Below are 19,926 nucleotides of genomic sequence, written 5' to 3' on the forward strand. Positions count from 1 at the left end.
GGCTCAGAGTGTCAGGTTTTCAGACGGCAGCCCGAGAGCCACCCGCCCATAATTGGTGCCCGCCGCATCAAAATTGAAGGCGAGATGAGCGTTTACCGCATGCGCATCGCGGAATTGACGCTGCAGCGCCCCAGAGGTGAACAGGCTGCGTGCCCCGCTCGCGGCAAACAGAAGCGATACCGCTTCGGTACACAGATTGACCGTGAACGCCCCATCGCGCCGCAGCTTCGTCTTTTGTGCAATACTCGGAATCTCGCCGCGCCGGACTTGCGCTAACACTTCAACGCAGTTCGCACGCATGATAAGCCGCGCGGCATCTATCTTCGCCGACGCCTCGGCGATCTTGATCTGTGTGCTCTGCAGGTCCCCGATCTTGGCCCGGTTGTATGTCGATGCGCGGTGTCGCGCGATCTCGACATAATCGTCAAGACAGGCCTGAGAGTTTCCCAGTCCGACTCCGGACAGCACGTAGGGAAACAACGAAAAGACCGGAAGCTTGTAAAGTGCATTCGAATTGACGACGCTGCCTGGTGTCGCACCTCCGGCAAGATCGCTGACGGCCACCGTCATATGCTCGGGAACGAATGCGTCGGCCACCCGCACATCGTTCGATCCAGTTCCGCGCAGGCCAGCCGCATTCCAGGTATCGTCGATGCTGTAATCCCGTCGGTTCAACAGGAATAGCCGATACTCGACACCATCGGCCTCATCATCCGAGGCAACGACGCTCGCAAGCATGTTCCATCCGCAGGCTTCCACGCCGGACGAGAACGGCCAATGGCCGGTCAGCACATATCCGCCAGTTGTCTTCCTGGCACGGCCCGCCGGGAAGACAAAGGAAGACGCGATCAGCGCTTCTGGATTTTCGCCCCACACCGCAGCCTGCGCCTCGGGCGCGAACATCCCCAGCATCCAGTGATGACTTGCAAGATTGGCAAAGTTCCAGGCAACCGAAGCATCGCCCTGCCCCAGCGCGTCGGCGCAATCGACCAAGGCAACATAGTCGAGTTCGCTGCCTCCGACGCGCTTGGGCTGCAGGATCCGGAAAAGGCCACTATCCTGCAGTTCTCGTTCGGTCTCCGGCGGCAGGCGGCGCAACTCTTCAGTTCGCTGCGCCCGCTCACGCAAGGCCGGAACAAGCGCCATGGCCCGCGCAACCATGACAGCACAGCGCTCTACGTCTGGGCCTGGCGGCACCTTCGCGTCGAGCCCGCGGCCAACCTCCACCATGGTCTCTTCCTTCGTTCGATCTCCAGGACGTTTTGCGCGTGCGATCGAGCTGTGCGGCTTAGTTTATCGTTCGATCACCAGAGATCAAGGCGCGCAAGGCTACATCCGGCTAAATCAACGATCGGGGATCGCGGTTGCGGCAACAGCCGCTCGCCGAACCGTGCAGTTGCGGCCCGGGAACGCAAAAGCGCCCGGCGGCCTATTCGGCCACCGGGCGCTCCACGTCATTGCATATTATCAGTTCGCCCACCGCACAGAGGCTAGACAAGATCCTTCCGCCAATACAGCGAGTGCTGCCACGCCCACGGCGCGACGGGGTCGAAGAGCCGATACCCCAGCCTGATAAAGTTATTGGCCGAGATACAGTTGTCGGTCGTATCCGAGACGATCGTTTTCCAGCCGGCCCGCCGCCCTCGCGCTTCCAACGCGCGTGTAAGGCGCAGTTGCAGACCATGACCGCAGTGCGGCATAGCGACGCCGACCCGACACAGATATCCAGCATTTGTGACATGTGTTGAAGGCACGACGCCCGCGAATGCGATCGGACTGGCTCCTCGGAATGCGATCCACCAATATCCCTGCTCGAAGTCAGGCACGCGGGTCCCGTCGCAAAAAGTCAGTCGATGAAGCTCGACAAGCGAATCTTCGATTTGATCCTCCTGCGGATCAACCTCACGTATCCGATACATTACCGCACCTCGAGAGTCATATTGCCAGCTGAGCCGCCCAGATCCACGATATGGGACGTCTGTCCTCGAACGCGGGGCCAAGGCGAGTTATTTCCCGAGCGTGGCCTTGATGCCCAACCAAATCGCGCCGACAAAGCCAGTAGCGATCACGGTAATGACCGCTTTGAAGGTATAACTCTGCGCCTGCTCGACGCTTCGTCGCCAACGCCGGAGGTGCTGAAAATCCGCGCGCAGCTCGCGTCGGTCTCCCTCTTCAAAGCCGAATGAAGTCAAGACAGTCGCAATAGTCTTGACCACTACGGCGTCGATATCGCTCCTTCGCACCCGATCTTGTTCGATCAGCGTTTCCATCACGATTGCTTTGACATCAGCCTCGTGCATCCCGTCACCGTCGAATGATGCGTGCGACATTCTCGAACGTGCGCTTTCCAAAATAGAAGCCCATGATCATGCCGGCCCAGGTGCTTACGTCGCCCGTAAGCTGCGGCGTGGTGCCAAGACCAAGAACCTTGTCCCAGATGACGCATTTTCCTGATCCTCGGCCACCGAATGCGCCTTTGTAACGCGCCGGCCGCAACAGCGGCTCGAACACTTTTGCGGTTGGAATTTTCAGGATCGACAAGGCTGCTCTCGATAAGGCAAGGCCGCTTGCGCGCCAGGCGGTTACATTGCGGCGACCGTCAGCCGTGAATTGTCATTGACGCGCGCGGCCTGATCAGGCCGGCAAGCCAGTCATCGAAATCCGTCTCCGGAACGTCGGAATTGTCCGGAAAGCCAAGCACCGACGGCGGCAGGTATCGCATCGGCTGCCCACTTAACGGGCTCAGCGGCCTCGTCGAGGCCGACGGCGTATCCGCCGGCGACGAGAATGCCGAAACCGTTCGTCGAACGTCGCGGGCCGGCCGCGAGGGGCGATCGAAGGTACCGGAGCAAACGGCACGGCCGGCACCCCGCCATCAAAAGCAGCTTGAGCTGTGGCCGGAATACGTACCAGACGCCGAACAGCAGCCCTCTCGCTAGTTTCTTCCAGCGAGACATCGTCAGGTAGCGCAGCGAACGACTGCGTGTCATAGGGCGGCTGCGACGACAGAGTCGATCCCGGCATATGCCTTTTGGCATCGAACCGGCTCGCGAAATCGGAATCGCTTGGAACAGAATCTGGGCGCGGTGCCAAGCTGCGCGAATCACTGCGTTGGTCCGAAATAATTCATGTCGACGCCGATATGGGGATCGTCGATGGTGGATGTCGCCCTTCGGTTACTCCGGCGCCGAAATCGCCCGATCGTCACGTGACATGTCCGTTGCGACCATCAATCGGAGGCAGCATCATGTTTATGATGTCTTGCACATTCAATTCAGGTCTCCTTTGTAAAGTATTCCTCATCGTCATGAGCGCAACGGTCGCGACGGACTGTTGACGATGACCGTGAGCCCGTCTACGGCGGCAATGCCCTCGCGCAGACAGTCTGCGTCATGGTCCGGGGATTGAACCGAGCACACGATGCCGCGAGTGCGCCCGATAGCGATCCGGGTTTCTTGATGACGTGATCGAACGTTTCGGAGAGACCCTCGACAAAAGCAACTCGAGCGATTCGTTGGGATTGGGTGAACTGCCGCCGCAGCTCTCAGGCATCCTCGCCCTCGACCTCCTCGGGCTCAACGATGATCCTCTCGATGCGGTGCACAAGCTCGATCGCTCCGTCGTCGCCGTCTTCGGTCGCCGGCGGCGCTTTGCCCCAGCCACGGTCGAGGATGGCATTGGCGGCGGAGACGCGGGCGGCGGGAGTTGCGCTGGTCGATCGCATCACGCCGACCAGGGCGTTGAGCGCACTTCGCGTATGGCTTCGCGCAAGCGAACGGATTTGCGTGATCGTCTTCGCCACGTCACTTCTCCTGCCAATCGGACGGCAGATATTCGCTCGGCGCCGTGTCGGCGTGGTCCGGCTCGGGGCCGGGGAGTGCCGAGCGGAATGCAATCGTCGGAAAGTCCGTCTGCTCGCGATCCCGGCGTGGGCGCGGAATGAACTTGATAATCTCGGCGTTCATGCCGCCTCCAACAATGCAATGGCGATCAGGCCCACGAGCGCGAGCGATATCAGATAGGCGGTCATGCAAGCCTCGTTGATTGGCCGTCGGCGCGCGATGCGGCCATGGAATGAATGTGCGGCGGATCGCGCAACGGGCGGCGATCTTTTGGGGCGCGAACCTTATCCCTGACGAATGGGGCCGCGGACGGCGCCGGCTTGCGCCGCGCCGCAGGACCGGTGCGTTCGCGCGTACCGGCCAATTCGTACTTGTTTCAACGGGTTCGGACGGCGGCACGCTTGCGACGCTCGGGCGACGGGCTGGGAGGATGTGGCGTCGTGACGGTGCGGCCGCCGTCCGATTGGTGAAACGGCAAACAAAAAGCCCGCCGCGGATTGCTCCGCGCGGGCTCAACAATTTCTGATTTTCGGATTATGCCCCTGAGTTGCCCGACGTGTCAAACCCTTTTTGCGAGCTGAATGCGATCGGTAAAATGTGATGCGCCAGCAGCTACAGCGGCTCGTCAATGTTTGCGGTGGAAATTTTCAAGATCGACGCGGCTGCTGCCGATAGGGCAAACCGCATGCGCGCCAACTCACCGCCTTGCTGCGATGGTCGGCCCCGACGGTCACTGACGAGGACGTGGCCGGATCAGGCTGGCCAGCCAATCACTAAGACCCGTCTCCGGAGCACCGGAATCGTTCGGAATGCCAAACACCGAGGGCGGCAGATATCGCATAGGCTGTCCACTGAGCAGGCTAGCCGGTCTCGTCGAGACCGACGGCGTGCCCACCAGCGCCGAGGGAACGGAAAACCGCTCGTCGAATGTCGCGGACCGGCCGAAAGGCGCGATTGACGCCGACGGAACGAACGGCACGGCAGGCGCGCCAGCGTCGAATGCAATCCGGCCCTCGCGTGCAACCGGTACGCGGACCAGGCGCCGAATAGCCGCTCTCTTGGTCGTCTCCTCCTGCGAAACATCGTCAGGTGACGCCGCGAGCGACTGGGCCACGCCGCCCCTCGCAGCAGATGCCGGCACCGCGCTCCAGCGGTCTGCAAAGTCGGCCGGTCCGTCAGCTAACGCCTGCGCCACCGCGGCCTGGTTTGCCAGACAAGTCGCACCCGCACCGTCAGCGCCAATCTGCGGAACATAGGGAATACCGTGCTGCGCAGCACTCCACTTGCTTCTCAGCACCCGCTCCGGGGTCGGACCTTGCTTATAGAACTGAACAAGCAGTGCGCGTTGCAACTCCGGGCTCAAACCATTCCAGGCATTGATCCCCGTTGTCGGGTCGCCATTGACGCTCATGTTGGATTGATAAACGCCGAGACCATGCCGCAAATATGCGGCCATCGTTGATGCCAATAGAGCTTTGTCGTTGCCGTTCTGCAAAGCGACGCCTGCGGAAAATAGATTATTCGCATAAGGCGCAAAGGCGGGATCGTCTGGATTCTTGAGAATCGCTTGAATGGCGTTGTGAAACTTGATTCCTGCCGCGCCAAAGTCGGTAAGTAGAGGGTTTTCCCATTTTTTTCGATAATCCGCTCCGACCGTTATCGCATTTGGAGCGACGTTGTATCGACTGAGGATATGGTCGGAAGCGCCGCGCTTCGGGTCGAGAGGGTTCGTTACCACGCCGACCGCATACGCGTCGGCAAGAAACTTATATGCGTTGAGAGATGAACCAACTGCCCTTACCTCGTTCCCGTAGCTTGCGGTTCGATCGAGTAGCTCCTGAGCTAAACTTCCGGCAATCGCTTCGGCAGGCACTCCGTATTTTGCTGCTGCAGCGTTAATCTGCGGCGCCATCGATTGAATGTCAGCCAGAATTTTCTTGCTATATGACGGAAGATAATTCATGGACGGCCTCTTTTTGGCAGCCGGCGGGATCGGCTGGTGACACTTATGAAAGCACCCAGACCAGACCGGCAAGTTGCGCCCAATCGATAATGGCGCACGCCAGGACTACGGTGCTCCACACACTCACGCGGTTCACGCGCGCTATCCGGACCAATATTCCAATCAGCGCGACAGTGAATGGCGGAAAGGTCCAAACCAGCAGATACGGCGCGATGAAGATTGCAACCGTGATCTCTGCTGCCAACCTCACAAGGGCAAAAGTGATGCCCAAAGACAAGATCACTCTATAAGTCGCAGGTCGAAGGTGAAGAAAATACGTTGGAAACACGAGCCCTATGGTGGCAAGTGTAGAAATATGATTGATCAGAGGTAGTGCGTTGAATATCTGCTCGGCATCCATGTATCGTCCCCGCGGAAGCGATTTTGATAAGCCATCACCCAACCGCTGATTGATGAACCAAATGATCCTGAAGGACACCCGAGGTTCACCAAGAGAAAATCAGAGGTACGTATCTGCCGTCTAAAGTTATGCGAAAATGCAGCCGGAAGCGTCTATCGACCCGAGCATTTGTTGCGCATGGTTCAGGATTTTTTGTGCAGAAGAGCGCGAGCGATATCAGATGAGCGGTCATGTACCCCCATCGATCGGCCAATCACGCGCGATGCGGCATGGAATGAATGTGCGGCAGATCGCGCAGCGGCGGCGATCTTTGGGGCGCGAACCTTATCCCGGACGAATGGGGCCGCGGGCGGCGCCGGCTTGCGCCGCGCCGCAGGGCCGGCACGTTCGCGCGCACCGGCCAATTCGTACTTGTTTCAACGGGTTCGGACGGCGGCACGCATGCGACGCTCAGGCGATAGGGTGGGAGGATGTGGCGTCGTGACGGTGCGGCCGCCGTCCGATTGGTGAAACGGCAAACAAAAAGCCCGCCGCGGATTGCTCCGCGCGGGCTCAACAATTTCTGATTTTCGGATTATGCCCCTGAGTTGCCCGACGTGTCAAACCCTTTTTGCGAGCTGAATGCGATCGGTAAAATGTGATGCGTCGGCTTCGACGGTGAGAAACCGCCTTGATCGAAAGTCCGAGTTTGATCCGGAAATCGCAATACGAGCTGGCGCCGATCGCCTTATGCTTGTTGCGATGATGTCAGTGTGCCGCTGAGTTGCCCGACGCGTCAAGGGGACAAAGCAGCTCACAATTTGGATCGACTCAGGACAGTTTTGGCTCGCGTCGGTCGACCCGCGCCGCAGTTCGATTGCAAGGAGGACGCGTCGATGTATTTCGTTGCTGCCGTGCTCGCGGTCCTGTCCGGCCTGTTCTATGCCGCGGGCCATCATCAGATCGGTTCGCTCGGTACCACCATGTGCCAGTACGGCAGCATCTTCTGCGACAGTCCGGTGCTGGTTCTCGTCGGTGCCGGATTCGCCGCGGTCTGGGGCATGCTCGTCAGCGTGCGCTGACCACCGGCGATGATTTTGTGCCGCTGATTGGTCCGACGAATCAATTCCCGCACCGTGCACCGGGTGCGTCGACGCCTCGCACTATTGCGCAGGGATCGGGTTAGCTGGTTGAGCGGGCTTGGGACCAAGCGGAGCAGGCTCAATCGGCGCCTTTGGCTCGGTCGGCATCACCCTTGCACCAGCAGCGCGTGCTGCCTCACCGGTCGTTGAGTAGTTCGCGGAGGCGGCCGGCTGCACCTTCGGCTTACTCCACGGACCGTGGTCGACGACCAGCATGCCCAGCACGCCAAGGATCGCAACCGCAGCCGCAACCAGCAGCGGCGCGCCGCCGTGCCGGCTTCGATGCTCGGTCGAACGGCGATCCGCTATCCCATGCGCATGCATTGTCATCATCGTCTCCTCCATGGAGACAAGCCCCGACCTGCGCACAAGTTTCCGGTTCCCCGATGAGAAAGCGAGGCATGCCGATGGAACCAATCCACAACTGCTGAATTTGCACGATACGTGGCCGTCACCCGCCATTCAGAACACGCGAGTGCACGGAGACCAGGGACGGCACTCACCTGACCAGTCAAACAGCAGCACGCCACATGAGCACCGAAACGCCCGAGTCCCCACTTCAGCCCACGCTCGGTGAGCGCGCGATCGACACCGCGACGGATGTTTCGCGCACCATCACGGAGGTGTCGGACGGACTTCGAGCGGCGGCCGATCGCCTCAGCGACGCAATCGCGACCTCGCGCCGGCCTGGCGGAGCCCTCGCCACGGTCAGTGCGGTCACGCGCAAAGCGCCACTCGCGAGCCTGTTCGTCGCGTTTCTGCTCGGCGTCGCTGTCGCGCGCCGGCGCTAGGCGCGTCCTAGAACTTGCCTTTCGCCGCGTCCTTGGTTGCGGACATCACGCTTCCGCTGATCTGGCGCATATGCTCACCGGCATTGGTGAACTGGCTGCGCAGGAACTCCGACTGGATCCGCATCGCTTCCTGCAGATCGGTCGCGTGCACCAGTTTGCGCGCATGCTCAAACGCCGCCTTCATGTTCTGCTCGGTGAACGACAGCGCCTGTTTGGAAATCTCGGTCCCCGTGCCCGGCATCGCCGTCATCGACTTGCTCGCGGCATCAAAGAACAGGCTGAAGGCCTGTTCGGCCTGGTCGATGGTCTTTTCCGCGAGATCGCGCAACTCGGCGGGAACTTCCAGCTTCGGCTCAATCATGATCGCGCCCCCCTGAAACAAGCGTTCGCTTACGTTAGCATAGATCGTGACGGCGTCAGCGCCCGGATCGAGGAAAAATTGCCTAGCTGAGGCCGGATCGTCCCCCAGCCGATTCCAATCGTGTCAGCACTGTGGCATAGTGATTCGACCTCGTTGTTGGTCGCGTTCGCGTCTCTTGGGGAATAAGGGGATCCGATGCTGCGCGCCGTTCGTCCGACACCGACCTGCACCCGATTCAAGACCAGCATCGAGATGCCGTGCATGAAGTGCGGCACGCAAATGCGGCTCGCCCTGATCGAGCCGCGCGACCAAGTCTACGACGTCCTGACCTATCAGTGCACGCCCTGCAATGCCGGCGAAAGCTTCCTGAACGCGCGCTAAGCTGCCGGCGCGCTCAGTCGTTCGGCACGGCAGCCCCGCCTCCGATCGCGTCATGCCTCTCGCAGTCGGTCAGTAGCGGTAGGGCTCGATATCCAGCAGTGGGAATGCGCTGAACACGCTTGGCGGATTGGTCGGCACCGCCGGATGCAGATAGGTCTTGTCCAGTTCGGCGAAGCTGGTGACGCCGAGCAGCCCAAGGCAACGGATCACCTCATCCTCCAGCAATTCAAGCATCCGCACGATGCCGGCCTCGCCGGCTGCGGCCAGCGCCCAGCACTGCAATCGGCCGATCCCGACCAGGTCAGCGCCCGAGATGATGGCCTTCACGATGTCGGTGCCGCGGCAGATCGAGCCATCGACCATGATCTTGGCACGGCCGGCGACGGCCTGAACGATCTCGGGCAGCACGTGCATGGACCCGCGGCCGTGGTCGAGCTGGCGCCCGCCATGGTTTGAGACGTAGATCCAGTCGACCCCGTGATCGACGGCGATCCTTGCGTCTTCGGCGGTGGCGATCCCCTTGAGGATCAGCGGAATCTTGAACTTGTCCTTGATCAACTTCACCGTCCGCCATTCCAGGCCTTTCTGGAAGTCGCCGCCGGTGGCGCGGATGCGGCTTTCGCGGACATAGCGCTTGGCGATGTCGCGCTCGCGGCGGCTGTAATGAGCGGTGTCCACGGTGAGGCAGAACGCGGCGTAGCCATTGTCGATGGTGCGGCTGACCACATCCTCGACGAACGCGTCGTCGCCGCGCACATAGAGCTGGAAGATACGCAAGGCGTCAGGCGCCGCCTTGGCGGTGTTCTCGAGCCCGGGCTCCGACACCGAGCTCAGCATGTGCGCCGCGCCGAACGTTCCCACACCGCGCGCAACGGCCGCGCCGGCATCCGGATCGAAGATCTCAAGCGCGCCGACCGGGGCGATCATTACGGGAAGCCTGAGCTTGCGCCCGAAGACCTCGGTGGAGGGATCGATATTGATGACATTGCGAAGGACGCGCGGCCGGAACGCGATCTCGTCGAGCGCCATTCTGTTGCGGCGCATCGTGGTCTCGGTTTCGGAGGCGCCGACGATATAGTCCCATGCGTTCTGGTTCAGCCTGGCGCGGGCCTTTTGCGCGAATTCGTGCAGGTTCTGGAATTCCTCGCCGCTGGCGCCGAGTTCGACATTGCGCGCCTGTCGAATGGGGGTCCCGTCATTCATGGTGTTTCTTCTCCCGATTTGGCCGGCACAATAGCCGCAGACAAACCGGAAAAGCTACCACTGGAGCGACGAATCCGGCGAACGAAGGCCAGCTATTCGCTTGTGGGATAGATCCGCTTGCGGCGCGAAGCGCCCGCATCCGAACCAAGCTCGCCTGAGGCGAGCTAGCTGCCCGAGAACCGGTTTCGGTACTCGGTCGGCGACACGCCGAGGTGGCGCAGGAAGGCCCTCCGCATGCGTTCGTCGTCGCCAAACCCCGCGCGCTTGGCGACCTCGACGACGCCACCGATCTGACGGCTTTCGAGCAGCAAGCGCGCAGTCTCCACGCGCAGCGCCTCGACGCCGCTTGCCGGCGTCATGCCGGTGCGGCTGACATAGGTCCGCGCAAAGGTTCGTGGCGTCATCCCGGCCTTTTCCGCGAGGGTCTCCACCTTGAGGTCATCAGTGATGTTCTCGATGATCCAGGCGTGCAGCGCGCTGAAGCGGCCCTCGACGTCCGATGCCTGGGCGGCAAGGACGGTCGAAAACTGGCTCTGACCGCCGGGCCGCTTCAGAAACACCACAAGCCTGCGCGCGACATCGAGCGCGATGGTGTGGCCGAAATCCTCCTCGATCATGGCGAGCGCCAGATCGATGCCGGCGCTGACCCCTGCCGACGACCAGACATGTCCGTCCTTGACGAAGATCGCGTTGGGCTCGACACGGATGTTGGGGAAGCTGTCCTGCAGACGGGGACAATAGCGCCAGTGCGTTGCAGCACGCTTGCCGTCCAGGATTCCGGTCCAGGCCAGGGCAAAGGCGCCGAGACAGACCGACGCGATCCGGCGCGCCTTCGGCAACGTCCCCACGATCCAGTTCATCAACTCGGCGTCGTTGCGGATCTTCCAGATGCCCGGCCCGCCGGGGATCACCAGCGTGTCGACCTCGGCAGGCGCAAGGCTGGCGATCGGCGCCGTGTCGATCATCATGCCGACGTCGGTCGGCACCAGGCCTCCCGAGGCCGACAGATAGGACAGCGCGTAGTCCGGCCCGGGTAGCTCGATCGCCTCCAGCTCTGCGAACACCTGCGCCGGCCCCGAGATGTCAAGCAAGGTGACGCCCGGAAAGGCGACGATCGCGATCCGCCGCGGGGCTTTCTGGTCGCGCGCCTCAGGCCGGCGCGGTTTGGCAGTTTTCGAGGGCATATTGTCCTTTAAGCCATTCGAGGCTGCCATGTATAGCTCGCGATGGAATGTTGGAGTTCTGCCATGTCGCGACATCTGGGCAGCGGATATGAGGCGATCAGATCGCCTTGGACGGACTACGCGATCTACAGTCTACCCGACGCCTCCCGGATCGAAGCCTGCGACCGTCAGCCGCTGATGGACGCCATGAACGGCATCATTGCCGTCAACTGGCAGGCTACCGAGCCGCACTGGACAGCAAGCTCTTCGCCGTTCGACAAGAAGTACAGCCTGATCCTCGTCTGTGACGGATCCGGCCTCGTGGCTTTCTCGGTCTACCGCGTCCTGCAGATGTCGGCCGGACTTGGAATCTATCGAAGCGGCACCGAAGTGCTGCCGGCGCACCAGGGCCGCGGCTTCTACGGCTTCTTCACATCGGAAGTCCTGAAATGTTCGGGCGCAACTGAGCGACCCGACGGCAACGTGCTCTACGGCTGGCGTACCCGCAATCCGATCGTCTGGGCCGCGAACGCTAAGATTTGCGAAAAAGTGTCCCCATCATTGCTCGATGATGCGCAGGATCCTGCATTGCAGGCCGCCTGTGTCGAGATGTGCACCTCGCTCTATCCAGGCAAGCCGCTCGAACTGCCGGACATGATCATGCGCGGCGCTTACGGCCACATTAAACACCATCGGCAGGCCTATCACGGCACCGCATCGCTGGTCGATGCTGCGATGTCGCGCAAGATTCCGAATTCAGCGGATGCGCTGTTCTCGGTCGGTTACGCGAGGGTGTGATGTCGATGCTCGGACAACAAGCGGTTTACGCCCCGACGTCGCGCTTCACCGATCGCGCCTATCTCGCATGGACGGCGGTGGCGATCGCCTACGCCATCGCCTTCCTGCAACGCGTGTCGCCACAGTCGGTAAGCCTCAGCTTCATGCGCGATTTCAACACCGATGCAGCCGGTGTTGCGATGCTGGCCTCGAGCTATTTCTGGGGTTACACATTGATGCAGATCCCGGCCGGACTTCTGGTCGATCGCTACGGCGTCAAGCGCGTCGTCCTCGTCAGCATGATTGCCTCTTCGCTCGGCAGCGCCGCATTCGCGCTGGCGCCGAACCTGCTCGACGTCTTTGCCGCGCGCCTGATCGTCGCCTGCGGCGATGCGCTGGTCTTCACCGCACTCTTGAAGCTGGTGGCGCAGAGCTTCGCCGACGAGCGGTTCGGCATGATGTCGGGCATCTCGCAGGTCTCCGGCTATGTCGGAGGCGTGATTGCGACCACGCCGCTCGCCGCCGCCGTCTCGGGATTCGGCTGGCGGGCCTGCTTCCTGTTCATCGCCTGCATCGGACTTGCCAACCTCGCCTTCGCCAAGCTCGCGCTCAAGCCCGATCCGGCCTCACACAGCAACAAGACACTGAAGAGCGTCGTGCTGGCTGCGCGGCAAGCGCTGACCCATGTCGCGAATTGGGGTTGCGCAATGACGTTTGCATCGCACTTCGCGGTGGTGACGACGTTGTCGGGCGTCTGGGGCATTCCGATGGTCGCTCATTTCTTCCATATCTCGCCGACGGCGGCTGGAACGCCGCTGCTCGCCTTCATGATCGGCAACGCGCTCGGCTCGATCTTCCTCGGTCACGTCGCCGATCGTGCCGCAGCCGCACTCGACCGCGCGCTGATCGGCATCTGCGCCTTGCGCATGCTGCTGATCGCAATGCTGCTGCCGCCGATCGCGCAGACATTTGGTCTCGCCTACGTCACCGTTGTGTTCACGGCCCTGGGCCTCGTCGCCGGCGGCACCGTCCCGCTGGTGCTGAAATGCGTCAAGAAGCTCTACACCGCGGACCTCATCGGCGTCGGTGCCTCCGTGAACACCACTGCCGCCGGGATCTTCGCCGGCGTCGCGCAGCCCATCATCGGCTTCGCAATGCTTGCCGCGAGCCACGCCTCGGGAACCGACGCCGTGCACAACACGGCCGCGATCGGCGACGGCGGCTACAGCGCCTTGGTCGTCATTCTGCTTCTCATGTCGTTGCCGGGCATCGCCGGGCCGCTGGTGATGAGAAGCAAGTTGATAGCTCGTTAGTGTCGTTATGAGTGTAGGGGGTGTTATGGAGCGCTTGTTCTTGAGAAAAGGCGAAGTTGCGTCAAGCTTTCCGGTCAGCAGTTGGCAGAGCGTGATGTTCTCCGAGTTTGAAGCCCAGATGAGCAGCGAGGCAAGGCCGTTCCCTTGCGTGTTCGGGGTGACCGGACATCGCCAGGATCAGCTCCGCTATCTCTTCCTCGATCCGTATGATGTCGCGGTGCTCGGCGAGCAACTTGGGCAATACGTGTCGGAGGCGCGCTCGTTCGGTCCCAACACCTCGCTGATCGTGTTCACGCGGCCCCGCCCGGTACAGACGCTCGACGCCTATTATCGCAAGATGTGGCTGACGCTCGACCAGCTCGCACGGCTGGACAAGAACCCATGGCCATCAGAGATTCCCGAGCAGATCGACCACCCGATGTGGGAGTTCTCGTTTGCGGGCGAGCCGATCTTCGTGGTCTGCACGACGCCTGCGCATGTGATGCGCCAGAGCCGGCGATCCAGCGCCTTCATGCTCACGTTCCAGCCGCGCTGGGTGTTCGAGAAAATCCTCGGGACGGAAAAGGCGGCGACCGCCGCGTTCGCCGAGGTGCGAAAGCGCTTGATCCCGTACGACAGCGCAAGCCCCTCCCCGCTCCTCGGCCGTTACGGCGCGAGCGACGGCCGCGAATACCTGCAGTACTTCCTGCACGACGATAATACCGCGAGCGCCGGCTGTCCCTTCGCCAAGCTCGCGCAGAACAAGACACCGCCGATCGCAAACAAGGAACAGGCAGCATGACCCAGATCATCGCAGGCACGAAGACCGAATTTGCCATCGATCCGGAGATCCTGAACCTGCTTCCGGCACAGGGCTCCGTCGAGCTGCAGCACGATGCGGCCGGCAAAGTGCATCATTTCCATACCCATCCGGTCGATGAAATCCTGATGATCATCAGCGGCAGGCTGAACTTTATCTGGGATGGCGGCGAGCGGGTGGTCGGTGCCGGTGACACCATCCTGCTGCCTGCCGGCACCCGGCATCAATCCGAGGCGTTGGAGGGCGGCGCAATCTACGTGATCGCGATACAGCCGCCCGCCAAACCATTGAACCACTGACCCACAGGAGAGATTGCGAGTACCTCAGGACAGTGAGGGATCGCCCGGCGGTTCAACCGCCAAACGTTCGACCAGCTCGATGATCTCGGAACGCTCGTCGGGCGCAAGTCGAAGGAAGGCCTTCAGCAGTCGCAGGCTTTCCAGCGTTTCGCTCGATGGAGCTCCGAGCTTCTTCTGCAGCTCTGCAACATATGTGGGATTTTTCATCTCGCACCTTAAGTGAGGATTACGAATGGCATACCCAGGTAAACGTGAAGGCTTGGCCCAGAAGGTCGACACCGCAGCGCAAGAGGCCGAACGCCTCGGCCTGACCACGGCAACCCTCATACTTCGGATGGCGCGCCTCGAAATTGATCGAGCGGAGCCCGAGGAGGTTGAAAGTATGCCAAGGAACAACTTGCGCAGCAAGCCGAACTGAGGTCCCGAATCGGGCCAATTCCGGCTGGAAGGCCGCCGGCGCGCACCGGGCCCCATGGCGTCTGAACGACGTCCCGCGAGGCGAGAGCCGTTGCTCTCGCCTACGGTCAGTTTGGTTTGCGAATATTTGATCTTCGATGCAGGCGCGGCAACGCGGCTAGAGCATTTTCGAGCGAAGTGGAAACCGGTTCGCGTAACGAAAATGCGTCAAAACAAGAACTAGAGCCCCGCTCCGATTCCGTCGGAGCGGGAAAGGCTCTAGCCGGTGTTTCCTGCCTTGCCGAACGCGCCTGCCTCCGCCAATGCAGCGATGCGCCGATCGTCGTAGCCAAGCGTCTTGCCCAGCACATCCCGCGTGTGCTGGCCGAGCAGTGGCGCCGCAACGGGATCGACCGTCGGGGTCAGGCTCATACTGACCGGCTGCTCGATGTTCGGAATCGAACCTGCGGTTGGATGCGCGATCTTGCTCAGTCGGTGACGGTCGCGCACCTCGGGCGCATTGAACCCCTCCTCGACCGTGCGGAGATAGCCAACCGGAATGTTGGCCTTCTTCATCTTCGCCATCCAATGCTCGAGCGTGTCGCTTGCAAACACGCTGGCAAGGATGGCGCGCAGCTTCTCCTTGTTGGCGGTCCGATTCTTCCGGTGCGCAAATTCGGGGTCGGTAATAAGGTCCGGACGCTCCAACACCTCGGTCACCAGACGGCGATAGAGCCGGTCATTGGCGCAAGCCATGTAAAGCGGACCATCGGATGCCCGGTAGACGCCGACGGTCGGCGAGCCGTTCGGGGAGTTGCCGAAACGGCCGGGATTGTTGCCGTTGATGAGATAGGCCATGCCGTAGAAACCGGTCATCGACACCGCGGTGTCGATCAAGGCGACCTCGACCTGCTGGCCGCGACCGAGCCGGTCGCGCGCAATCAACGCCAGCAGGATGGCGTTACAGGCCGACATGCCCGTTGCCATGTCGACGATCGGCGGACCGGTGCGCACCGGCTCGCCATCGGGAAAGCCGTTGAGCGACATGAAGCCGCTTTCGGCCTGCGTGATCGGGTCAAAACCTGGACGTAGCGCGAAATCGCCTTTGCGGCCGTAGGCAGAGATCGAGCAATAGACCAGCCGCGGATTGGCCGGCGCCACTGACGCATAATCGAGACCGAACTTCTTCATCACGCCGCCGGAGAAATTCTCCACCACGACGTCGGCCTTGGCAATCAACGCGCGCGCGACGTCTAGCCCGGCCGGATTGTTGAAATCGAGGGCGATGCCGCGCTTGTTGCGGTTGAGGCTGAGATACGCCGCACTTTCGCCGCCGATTTCGGCGTGCTCGTAAGCGCGCGTGTCGTCACCGCCATCCGGATTCTCGATCTTGATGACCTCGGCGCCGAAGTCGGCCAGGGTTTGCGTGCAGGCCGGGCCTGCGACGACGCGGGTGAAGTCGACAACCAGCAGGCCGTCGAGCGCCGTCGGAAGTCCTTCCCCGCGCGGCGTGCGCCCAGGCAGTTCTGGTCGGGCCATGATCTGACGCTTCCTCTATTTATTTTGTCAGGCGAAATACGATGGCTGCTACCAACGCTGACACCGCTTGCCTTTTAGCGGAAGCCTGTCACCAAGGCCAAACCCGGATTTTGCAGGGCGGGACCTTCGTCTGACATGGCTCCGGTCGGCCAAGACGGCCCCTGTAGCGTAGGGGCACCGACAAGCCGAACCAGCCCAATGTCGAGGAAATTGCCGGACAGCGGACATGTCGCGGAGTCCGGCCGATGGAATGAGGAGACATGGGCGGGTGGCGACGCTCCGTCGCCCCCCGCTCTCGTCGTCGAGAACGACCGTCGCACTATTCGGCGATCACTTCGCCCGAACCGCCAAACTCGGCGGGAAAATCCTTCAACTTGGGCAGACCATCGCGGATCGGCAACACCGCCTCGGAATAATTGACGTGAACGCCGGGGCTGAATTTCAGCGTCGGAATCGTCGCCGTGAACACGTCGACGAGCCCAAGCGTCGGGTGGTTGGTCATCAGGTGACCGCCACACTTGCTGCAATATTTGCGCTGGCTCATCGCGGTCTTCTCGAATGTCGCGATATGATCGGCGCCCTTGGTGACCTCGACCGCCCCGGGCTTCCAGAGACTGAATGCATTCACCGGACCGCCGGACCAGGAGCGGCATGAACGGCAGTGGCAGTAGCCCATCGCCTCGGGCTCCCCCGTGACCTTGAGTTCGACGGCGCCGCAAAAGCAGTTTCCAGTGTGATTCATCGGTCGCTTCTCCTTGGGTGGTTTGATCGGACTCCGCGCCGGCATCGACCCACGTTGCTCGTGATGTTCGCGATGCGGGACGAGATGTAGGCGGGCGTAGCCGCTGCGAACTCCCTTATGGTTGTACCGGACCATTGCCGGCCGAAGAGGCAAGCATGTTGCACCCGAATGCAGGCTGGTCGTCGACGCGAGCGAAGTTACATGAGAGTCCGCGCCACTGTCGACCATCTTCCGCACAACATGACGGAGCACATCGCGATCACAGGCAAGGATTGAGTGTGAGGCAAACCACAGTCTTGCAGTGTGATGTACCGGCTACCTGCGCGGCAACCGGCACGTGGTCGCATCGCCTTACATCAGCATTACCGGCCCTTCGCGGGAACCTTGTTCGCCGTGGCAAGCCCGTACATCAACGCCAGCCGATCCAGGCATTCCTTGAGACGCCGCGCGAAATAGTCGTGCCAGCGCTGCGTGCGCAGTCCGCGCCGCTGCCCGACCTGCTCCATGGTCATGCCGAGGATCAGGACGTCGTGCACCAACGCCGATCCGTCGGCGCCAAGTTCATGCTCGGCGCGGTTCAAACGCAAGGCCGCCTGGCGCTGTCCCTCCGTGATCGGCTCACGTTGCTGACCGCCATCAACGTACTCACGCGTGGTATCCACGGCACGCGGGCCGCGCTCGGCCTTCTCCCAGTCGTTCTGGAAAGCCCGACCGCTCCGATACTGCGCGTCGTCGATCTGTCGGTGCGCATGCAACCGGCCGAGCGGATCGTTGCGTACCGAGCGAAACGCAACGACTTTATCACCCAGCTCGAGCGCAAGCGGATCGTCGACCTCGACGGTCGCCACCTCGGCATTGAAGGGCAGATCCGTCGAGCGTCGATCATGCGTTCCGGCGGGATCGTACGGTTTGTGGCGCTTTGCGCGCGGCATTGGTGACCTCCTGATATCTGATGATGAACGCGCAGCGTGTTCCGCGCGATCGCAGTTTGCGGAATGCGGACCGACGTCCTGGCGGTCGAGAAACGAATTGCTCAGATGGCTCCGACGGCTCGAAGCCAGGCATCGTTCAGGACAGGCTTCGCCGAAGCGTCGGGATCGCGGCTGAGGTCAAGATGCGGGGTGCAGTAGCTCGAGCCCGAGTGGCTTGGATGACCGCAGAAGGTCATGACCTCGCCGTCGGCATCCCCGCCATAGGGATAGCGGCAATCGCCCGGTTTGAGATCGAGCAGTGAAAGATGCCGAGGCGCGACCGCAGCGCAACGAAGCGGAGGCAACTCCGCCGTGTCGGCGAACATCTTCGGCCAGCGAATCGGATCCGGCTTCGGTTCGGCCCGTCCTTCGCGCAGCCGCTCGATCCCCGGAAGCTCCGGCGAGGACGGCTTGGGTGGATCGAGGCGTCCGGGCAGGGACGGTTCGGGCCGATCGAGGCCCGCCAACCCCATGCGCTGCGCTCGGCTGAGGGTCGCATTGCGTGTGTAGGCGGTATTGAAGGATTCGTTGATCCTGTCAGCGATTTCCGAATAGGACAAGCCGCGGGCGCGCAGGTCCTCCAAGGCTGCCGAATGCTCGGGCAGCCAGTTCATCATTTCCATTCCAAATTCCCACTTCTGTCAGTTCGCCGGCGCCTCGGATATCTTCCGATATTCCGAAGAAAAAGTCAAGCTTGAATTCTGATAATCGTAACGGTATTGTGTGTCCAGGCTTGGAGAGGATGAAACATGCTGGACGCTGCACTGATCGAACGAGCACTGGAAAAGACCGGGAAGAGCAAGGGCGGGCTTGCCCGCGCAATGGGGGTTCGGGCCGGGGCGGTGTCCGAAATCCTGTCGGGGATACGACTGATCAAGGCATCGGAGATCGCTCCGATCATGGAATATCTGGAGCTGAACTCGGTGCCGATCGTGGGCCGGGTCGGCGCCGGCGCCTCGATCCAGCCGGAACTGGAGCAGGTCCCGCCGGAGGGGCTCGGCGAGATCGAGCTTCCGTTCCCGATGACCGAGGAGACCGTCGCTTTCGAGGTTTCGGGCGATTCGATGCTGCCCAAATACGAGAACGGCGACGTGATCGTGGTATACCGCGAACAGCGTTATCCGCTGTCGAGCTTCTACGGAGAGGAAGCTGCGGTCCGGCTGAAGAGCGGCGAGCGCTATCTGAAGACGATCGAACGCGGCAGCTCGTCCGGCACCGTCAACCTCAAGAGCTTCAACGCCAAGCCGATCAACGGTGTAAAGCTCGAATGGATCGGCGAAATCTGCGTCACCCTGCCCCGTGGCCAAATCGAGCGACTGCGCGGCAAGACGGCGGCCAAGGGCCGTAAATCGGCCTCCAAGGGTGGCCGATCGTCCGAGAAATAGGCGCCGTTTTGGGACCGGGCTGATCGATTCGGGCGCCTCGCCGCCGAATCGGTCAGCGCCCCGCCACCTGAATTCCGATTATCGGCATTTTTACTTGACAATATTCCGATTATCGGAAATAATGGTCGGTGCAAGTGAACGCATCGAACTTCCAGGCAAATGCAGTATTTTGTCGTGATGATCGACTATGGCCGCCGTGGCCGCGAAGCGATCGTCGATCCCGAACTGACGCGGCGAGAGATCGTTTCCCGGGTCGCGTCGCGGGAATACACAAACATCAGCTTCATCCACGAGATTGCCGAGCGCTCGGTCGAGGACGTCACGGACGACATCCTTGCGGAGGCCGCCCTGCCGAGCATCCCCCCGACCGGCGCGGACCTGCAAGCCAATGCGTTGGATCACGCGCGCGACCGGCGCAAGCACGAGCCGGTGTGAGACCGCTCAGTTGGTGATTGCGAAAACGTGATCTTTCTTGAACCG

At 61.6% G+C, this 19,926-nt stretch carries 26 protein-coding genes; 9 read left to right on the plus strand and 17 right to left on the minus strand.

The annotated features are described in order from the left end of the window. Positions 1-3: 3 nt before the first annotated feature. From ACVMB0_RS33450 to ACVMB0_RS33485, 8 genes are all read right to left on the minus strand, one after another. Positions 4-1,161 carry an acyl-CoA dehydrogenase family protein gene (locus ACVMB0_RS33450; RefSeq protein WP_461349759.1) on the minus strand — a complete coding sequence of 386 codons (1,158 nt, stop codon included), beginning with the start codon at positions 1,159-1,161 and terminating at the stop codon, positions 4-6. 329 nt (positions 1,162-1,490) lie between these two features. Next, complete coding sequence (locus tag ACVMB0_RS33455; protein ID WP_461348924.1) at positions 1,491-1,919, minus strand: GNAT family N-acetyltransferase; 429 nt, start codon at positions 1,917-1,919, stop codon at positions 1,491-1,493. 87 nt (positions 1,920-2,006) lie between these two features. After that, entirely contained in the window at positions 2,007-2,300 is a 294-nt protein-coding gene (locus ACVMB0_RS33460) for a hypothetical protein (RefSeq protein WP_456753627.1), read from the minus strand. A gap of 4 nt (positions 2,301-2,304) precedes the next feature. Continuing rightward, positions 2,305-2,541, minus strand: coding sequence for a hypothetical protein (locus ACVMB0_RS33465; RefSeq protein ID WP_212015911.1), 237 nt, complete (start codon positions 2,539-2,541; stop codon positions 2,305-2,307). Positions 2,542-3,544: 1,003 nt separating this feature from the next. Then, a complete protein-coding gene (locus ACVMB0_RS33470) occupies positions 3,545-3,802 on the minus strand; it encodes a hypothetical protein (protein ID WP_456753587.1) in 258 nt (85 codons plus the stop codon). A gap of 1 nt (position 3,803) precedes the next feature. Continuing rightward, on the minus strand, positions 3,804-3,965 hold the full coding sequence (locus ACVMB0_RS33475) for a hypothetical protein (RefSeq protein ID WP_456753586.1): 162 nt from the start codon (positions 3,963-3,965) through the stop codon (positions 3,804-3,806). Positions 3,966-4,572: 607 nt separating this feature from the next. Beyond that, a complete protein-coding gene (locus tag ACVMB0_RS33480; protein WP_456753585.1) occupies positions 4,573-5,805 on the minus strand; it encodes a hypothetical protein in 1,233 nt (410 codons plus the stop codon). Between the two features lie 43 nt (positions 5,806-5,848). After that, complete coding sequence (locus tag ACVMB0_RS33485) at positions 5,849-6,205, minus strand: hypothetical protein (RefSeq protein WP_456753584.1); 357 nt, start codon at positions 6,203-6,205, stop codon at positions 5,849-5,851. Between the two features lie 875 nt (positions 6,206-7,080). On the opposite strand from ACVMB0_RS33485, the gene ACVMB0_RS33490 reads away from it, so the two are divergent. Beyond that, positions 7,081-7,266, plus strand: a complete 186-nt coding sequence (locus tag ACVMB0_RS33490) for a hypothetical protein (protein ID WP_456753583.1) — start codon at positions 7,081-7,083, stop codon at positions 7,264-7,266. Positions 7,267-7,347: 81 nt separating this feature from the next. Here the strand turns inward: ACVMB0_RS33490 and ACVMB0_RS33495 are convergent, their stop codons facing one another. Further along, complete coding sequence (locus tag ACVMB0_RS33495; RefSeq protein ID WP_456753582.1) at positions 7,348-7,671, minus strand: hypothetical protein; 324 nt, start codon at positions 7,669-7,671, stop codon at positions 7,348-7,350. A gap of 185 nt (positions 7,672-7,856) precedes the next feature. Here ACVMB0_RS33495 and ACVMB0_RS33500 point away from each other — a divergent pair, with 185 nt between their 5' ends. Further along, a complete protein-coding gene (locus ACVMB0_RS33500) occupies positions 7,857-8,117 on the plus strand; it encodes a hypothetical protein (RefSeq protein ID WP_456753581.1) in 261 nt (86 codons plus the stop codon). A 7-nt stretch (positions 8,118-8,124) separates the two neighbouring features. On the opposite strand, the gene ACVMB0_RS33505 is transcribed toward ACVMB0_RS33500, so the two are convergent. Continuing rightward, entirely contained in the window at positions 8,125-8,478 is a 354-nt protein-coding gene (locus tag ACVMB0_RS33505; protein ID WP_163158000.1) for a phasin, read from the minus strand. A 195-nt stretch (positions 8,479-8,673) separates the two neighbouring features. Here ACVMB0_RS33505 and ACVMB0_RS33510 point away from each other — a divergent pair, with 195 nt between their 5' ends. Then, on the plus strand, positions 8,674-8,859 hold the full coding sequence (locus ACVMB0_RS33510; RefSeq protein WP_163157998.1) for a hypothetical protein: 186 nt from the start codon (positions 8,674-8,676) through the stop codon (positions 8,857-8,859). 69 nt (positions 8,860-8,928) lie between these two features. Here the strand turns inward: ACVMB0_RS33510 and ACVMB0_RS33515 are convergent, their stop codons facing one another. After that, positions 8,929-10,062, minus strand: a complete 1,134-nt coding sequence (locus ACVMB0_RS33515) for an alpha-hydroxy acid oxidase (RefSeq protein WP_456753579.1) — start codon at positions 10,060-10,062, stop codon at positions 8,929-8,931. 164 nt (positions 10,063-10,226) lie between these two features. Continuing rightward, positions 10,227-11,246: a GlxA family transcriptional regulator gene (locus ACVMB0_RS33520; RefSeq protein ID WP_456753578.1), complete on the minus strand. Its 1,020-nt coding sequence runs from the start codon at positions 11,244-11,246 to the stop codon at positions 10,227-10,229. A 63-nt stretch (positions 11,247-11,309) separates the two neighbouring features. On the opposite strand from ACVMB0_RS33520, the gene ACVMB0_RS33525 reads away from it, so the two are divergent. The 4 genes from ACVMB0_RS33525 (at position 11,310) to ACVMB0_RS33540 (ending at position 14,413) form a co-directional block, all read left to right on the plus strand. Then, a complete protein-coding gene (locus ACVMB0_RS33525; protein ID WP_456753577.1) occupies positions 11,310-12,023 on the plus strand; it encodes a hypothetical protein in 714 nt (237 codons plus the stop codon). Then, on the plus strand, positions 12,023-13,315 hold the full coding sequence (locus ACVMB0_RS33530) for an MFS transporter (RefSeq protein ID WP_461348925.1): 1,293 nt from the start codon (positions 12,023-12,025) through the stop codon (positions 13,313-13,315). The genes ACVMB0_RS33525 and ACVMB0_RS33530 overlap by 1 nt, the downstream gene beginning before the upstream one ends. Positions 13,316-13,409: 94 nt before the next feature. Beyond that, the gene (locus tag ACVMB0_RS33535) at positions 13,410-14,096 is read left to right on the plus strand and encodes a YqcI/YcgG family protein (RefSeq protein ID WP_461348926.1); all 687 of its coding nucleotides are present in this window, start codon (positions 13,410-13,412) and stop codon (positions 14,094-14,096) included. Beyond that, positions 14,093-14,413 (plus strand): cupin domain-containing protein, encoded by a 321-nt coding sequence (locus tag ACVMB0_RS33540; protein WP_461348927.1) that lies wholly within the window; start codon positions 14,093-14,095, stop codon positions 14,411-14,413. The genes ACVMB0_RS33535 and ACVMB0_RS33540 overlap by 4 nt, the downstream gene beginning before the upstream one ends. Before the next feature lie 24 nt (positions 14,414-14,437). Here the strand turns inward: ACVMB0_RS33540 and ACVMB0_RS33545 are convergent, their stop codons facing one another. The 5 genes from ACVMB0_RS33545 to ACVMB0_RS33565 all read right to left on the minus strand — a co-directional run bounded on the left by ACVMB0_RS33545 (position 14,438) and on the right by ACVMB0_RS33565 (position 18,684). Further along, positions 14,438-14,620 (minus strand): hypothetical protein, encoded by a 183-nt coding sequence (locus tag ACVMB0_RS33545; protein WP_461349760.1) that lies wholly within the window; start codon positions 14,618-14,620, stop codon positions 14,438-14,440. A 468-nt stretch (positions 14,621-15,088) separates the two neighbouring features. Continuing rightward, complete coding sequence (locus ACVMB0_RS33550; RefSeq protein WP_461348928.1) at positions 15,089-16,348, minus strand: CaiB/BaiF CoA transferase family protein; 1,260 nt, start codon at positions 16,346-16,348, stop codon at positions 15,089-15,091. Between the two features lie 319 nt (positions 16,349-16,667). Further along, complete coding sequence (locus ACVMB0_RS33555; RefSeq protein WP_456753570.1) at positions 16,668-17,090, minus strand: GFA family protein; 423 nt, start codon at positions 17,088-17,090, stop codon at positions 16,668-16,670. A 362-nt stretch (positions 17,091-17,452) separates the two neighbouring features. After that, positions 17,453-18,022: a DUF6456 domain-containing protein gene (locus tag ACVMB0_RS33560; RefSeq protein ID WP_461348929.1), complete on the minus strand. Its 570-nt coding sequence runs from the start codon at positions 18,020-18,022 to the stop codon at positions 17,453-17,455. A 101-nt stretch (positions 18,023-18,123) separates the two neighbouring features. Beyond that, positions 18,124-18,684: a GcrA family cell cycle regulator gene (locus ACVMB0_RS33565; RefSeq protein ID WP_461348930.1), complete on the minus strand. Its 561-nt coding sequence runs from the start codon at positions 18,682-18,684 to the stop codon at positions 18,124-18,126. Between the two features lie 126 nt (positions 18,685-18,810). Between ACVMB0_RS33565 and ACVMB0_RS33570 the strand changes: the two genes are divergently transcribed. Continuing rightward, entirely contained in the window at positions 18,811-19,446 is a 636-nt protein-coding gene (locus ACVMB0_RS33570) for a LexA family transcriptional regulator (protein ID WP_456753567.1), read from the plus strand. A gap of 159 nt (positions 19,447-19,605) precedes the next feature. Next, positions 19,606-19,881: a hypothetical protein gene (locus ACVMB0_RS33575; protein WP_461348931.1), complete on the plus strand. Its 276-nt coding sequence runs from the start codon at positions 19,606-19,608 to the stop codon at positions 19,879-19,881. The last annotated feature ends 45 nt before the right edge of the window (positions 19,882-19,926 follow it).

It is taken from the genome of Bradyrhizobium sp. USDA 4451 (assembly GCF_054822585.1).

Excerpts from the sequence above, each read along its gene's own strand:
- ACVMB0_RS33450 (WP_461349759.1), bottom strand. The coding sequence starts at position 1,161 with ATGGTTGCGCGGGCCATGGCGCTTGTTCCGGCCTTGCGTGAGCGGGCG.
- ACVMB0_RS33455 (WP_461348924.1), bottom strand. The coding sequence starts at position 1,919 with ATGTATCGGATACGTGAGGTTGATCCGCAGGAGGATCAAATCGAAGAT.
- ACVMB0_RS33460 (WP_456753627.1), bottom strand. The coding sequence starts at position 2,300 with ATGCACGAGGCTGATGTCAAAGCAATCGTGATGGAAACGCTGATCGAA.
- ACVMB0_RS33475 (WP_456753586.1), bottom strand. The coding sequence starts at position 3,965 with ATGAACGCCGAGATTATCAAGTTCATTCCGCGCCCACGCCGGGATCGC.
- ACVMB0_RS33480 (WP_456753585.1), bottom strand. The coding sequence starts at position 5,805 with ATGAATTATCTTCCGTCATATAGCAAGAAAATTCTGGCTGACATTCAA.
- ACVMB0_RS33485 (WP_456753584.1), bottom strand. The coding sequence starts at position 6,205 with ATGGATGCCGAGCAGATATTCAACGCACTACCTCTGATCAATCATATT.
- ACVMB0_RS33490 (WP_456753583.1), top strand. The coding sequence starts at position 7,081 with ATGTATTTCGTTGCTGCCGTGCTCGCGGTCCTGTCCGGCCTGTTCTAT.
- ACVMB0_RS33495 (WP_456753582.1), bottom strand. The coding sequence starts at position 7,671 with ATGGAGGAGACGATGATGACAATGCATGCGCATGGGATAGCGGATCGC.
- ACVMB0_RS33500 (WP_456753581.1), top strand. The coding sequence starts at position 7,857 with ATGAGCACCGAAACGCCCGAGTCCCCACTTCAGCCCACGCTCGGTGAG.
- ACVMB0_RS33505 (WP_163158000.1), bottom strand. The coding sequence starts at position 8,478 with ATGATTGAGCCGAAGCTGGAAGTTCCCGCCGAGTTGCGCGATCTCGCG.
- ACVMB0_RS33510 (WP_163157998.1), top strand. The coding sequence starts at position 8,674 with ATGCTGCGCGCCGTTCGTCCGACACCGACCTGCACCCGATTCAAGACC.
- ACVMB0_RS33515 (WP_456753579.1), bottom strand. The coding sequence starts at position 10,062 with ATGAATGACGGGACCCCCATTCGACAGGCGCGCAATGTCGAACTCGGC.
- ACVMB0_RS33520 (WP_456753578.1), bottom strand. The coding sequence starts at position 11,246 with ATGCCCTCGAAAACTGCCAAACCGCGCCGGCCTGAGGCGCGCGACCAG.
- ACVMB0_RS33525 (WP_456753577.1), top strand. The coding sequence starts at position 11,310 with ATGTCGCGACATCTGGGCAGCGGATATGAGGCGATCAGATCGCCTTGG.
- ACVMB0_RS33530 (WP_461348925.1), top strand. The coding sequence starts at position 12,023 with ATGTCGATGCTCGGACAACAAGCGGTTTACGCCCCGACGTCGCGCTTC.
- ACVMB0_RS33535 (WP_461348926.1), top strand. The coding sequence starts at position 13,410 with ATGTTCTCCGAGTTTGAAGCCCAGATGAGCAGCGAGGCAAGGCCGTTC.
- ACVMB0_RS33540 (WP_461348927.1), top strand. The coding sequence starts at position 14,093 with ATGACCCAGATCATCGCAGGCACGAAGACCGAATTTGCCATCGATCCG.
- ACVMB0_RS33545 (WP_461349760.1), bottom strand. The coding sequence starts at position 14,620 with ATGAAAAATCCCACATATGTTGCAGAGCTGCAGAAGAAGCTCGGAGCT.
- ACVMB0_RS33550 (WP_461348928.1), bottom strand. The coding sequence starts at position 16,348 with ATGGCCCGACCAGAACTGCCTGGGCGCACGCCGCGCGGGGAAGGACTT.
- ACVMB0_RS33555 (WP_456753570.1), bottom strand. The coding sequence starts at position 17,090 with ATGAATCACACTGGAAACTGCTTTTGCGGCGCCGTCGAACTCAAGGTC.
- ACVMB0_RS33560 (WP_461348929.1), bottom strand. The coding sequence starts at position 18,022 with ATGCCGCGCGCAAAGCGCCACAAACCGTACGATCCCGCCGGAACGCAT.
- ACVMB0_RS33565 (WP_461348930.1), bottom strand. The coding sequence starts at position 18,684 with ATGGAAATGATGAACTGGCTGCCCGAGCATTCGGCAGCCTTGGAGGAC.
- ACVMB0_RS33570 (WP_456753567.1), top strand. The coding sequence starts at position 18,811 with ATGCTGGACGCTGCACTGATCGAACGAGCACTGGAAAAGACCGGGAAG.
- ACVMB0_RS33575 (WP_461348931.1), top strand. The coding sequence starts at position 19,606 with ATGCAGTATTTTGTCGTGATGATCGACTATGGCCGCCGTGGCCGCGAA.